The sequence below is a fragment of the Shewanella sp. SM69 genome, assembly GCF_025653985.1.
Taxonomy (GTDB): domain Bacteria; phylum Pseudomonadota; class Gammaproteobacteria; order Enterobacterales; family Shewanellaceae; genus Shewanella; species Shewanella oncorhynchi.
Genome location: NZ_JAKKRV010000049.1, coordinates 1 through 1,381 on the forward strand (window position 1 = coordinate 1; position 1,381 = coordinate 1,381).

General features: G+C 45.9%; 1 protein-coding gene. It reads left to right on the plus strand.

Annotated elements, in window-relative coordinates:
- The first annotated feature begins 96 nt into the window (after nucleotides 1–96).
- Nucleotides 97–1,113 (plus strand): IS110 family transposase, encoded by a 1,017-nt coding sequence (locus L5M37_RS23985; RefSeq protein ID WP_263143571.1) that lies wholly within the window; start codon nucleotides 97–99, stop codon nucleotides 1,111–1,113.
- The last annotated feature ends 268 nt before the right edge of the window (nucleotides 1,114–1,381 follow it).

Below are 1,381 nucleotides of genomic sequence, written 5' to 3' on the forward strand. Positions count from 1 at the left end.
CATGGATAATGGAATGGACCCATCCACTTTAAATCGGCCTCGCAATGGGCCACGATGTAGTCGCTAAAACTCATCAGAAAGAGGACGGGTCCACCTATGAAGATTACTACAATCGGTTTAGATATCGCAAAGTCTGTTTTTCATGCTGTTGGCGTCGATAAAGCGGGCAAGTTAATCAAAAAGAAAATGCTTAGACGCAAAGACTTGCTGCCCTTTGTCGCGAAAATTGAGCCTTGCCTTATCGTTATGGAGGCGTGTGGCGGCGCGAGTTATTGGGCCAGAGAATTCGAGCAATTTGGGCACGTAGTTAAGTTAATTGCCCCGCAGTATGTGGTTCCTTTTAGGCAAGGTAATAAAAATGACTACAACGATGCGCTAGCCATTGCCGAGGCTGCGCAGCGGCCCAACATGCGGTTTGTAAAACCCAAAAGTATCGAGCAGCAAGATGTGCAACTGCTCCACCGAATGCGCGAACGATTAACTAAGCAATCCACAGCGTTAATCAACCAAGTGCGAGGCATGTTAGCAGAATACGGCATCGTGATAGCCAAAAGTAAATCGGCTTTTAAAGTACAGTTCCCAGATATTTTAGCGGATGAAACCAATGCGCTGACCACTAAAGGTCGGGCCATTTTTTATCACTTATATGAAGAATTTAGTGATATAGAAAAACGGCTTAAGAGTTGTGATGCACAAGTGCTTACTGAAACTAAAAACAATGTGATTTGCCAGCGTTTAGAGACTATCCCTGGCATTGGTCCAGTCACCGCTACCGCCTTTTATGCCGCCGCAGGTGATGGTAAAGATTTCAGTAATGGCAGGCACTTTTCAGCTTGGTGTGGCTTGGTTCCCAAACAACACAGCAGCGGAGGTAAAGATAACCTCCTTGGGATAAGCAAGCGGGGAAATGCGTATTTACGCACCCTGTTCATCCACGGCGCCAGAGCGGTGTTGCAACACAGCCAGAATAAGCAAGATAAGTTTAGTTGCTGGGCAATCCAGTTAGCAGAGCGCCGAGGTTTTAACCGAGCCTGTGTAGCCGTCGCCAATAAGCTCGCGAGAATGGCATGGGTTATCGCGGCGCATGACGAAGAATATCGACTTCCAGTATAGTGCTGAATAGATTCAATAAACGTTAATAATTAATCAACCAGCAAGTTGCTATGACAATTGATTTGATGATGAGACAGTCAGACTGATCTACTGAAAACCTTAGCTCGCCATAGGCTCATAATGAAGCCGCAAGGATGATAAGGACAGTAGAAGCAGATATCCATCAGGGCCAGAGGCATACCTCAATAACAGGCCGAATATATGGGTGCAATGAACTCTTCTCATAATCGCTATCGAATGTCTTGCAAACCGGATGGGTCCATATATG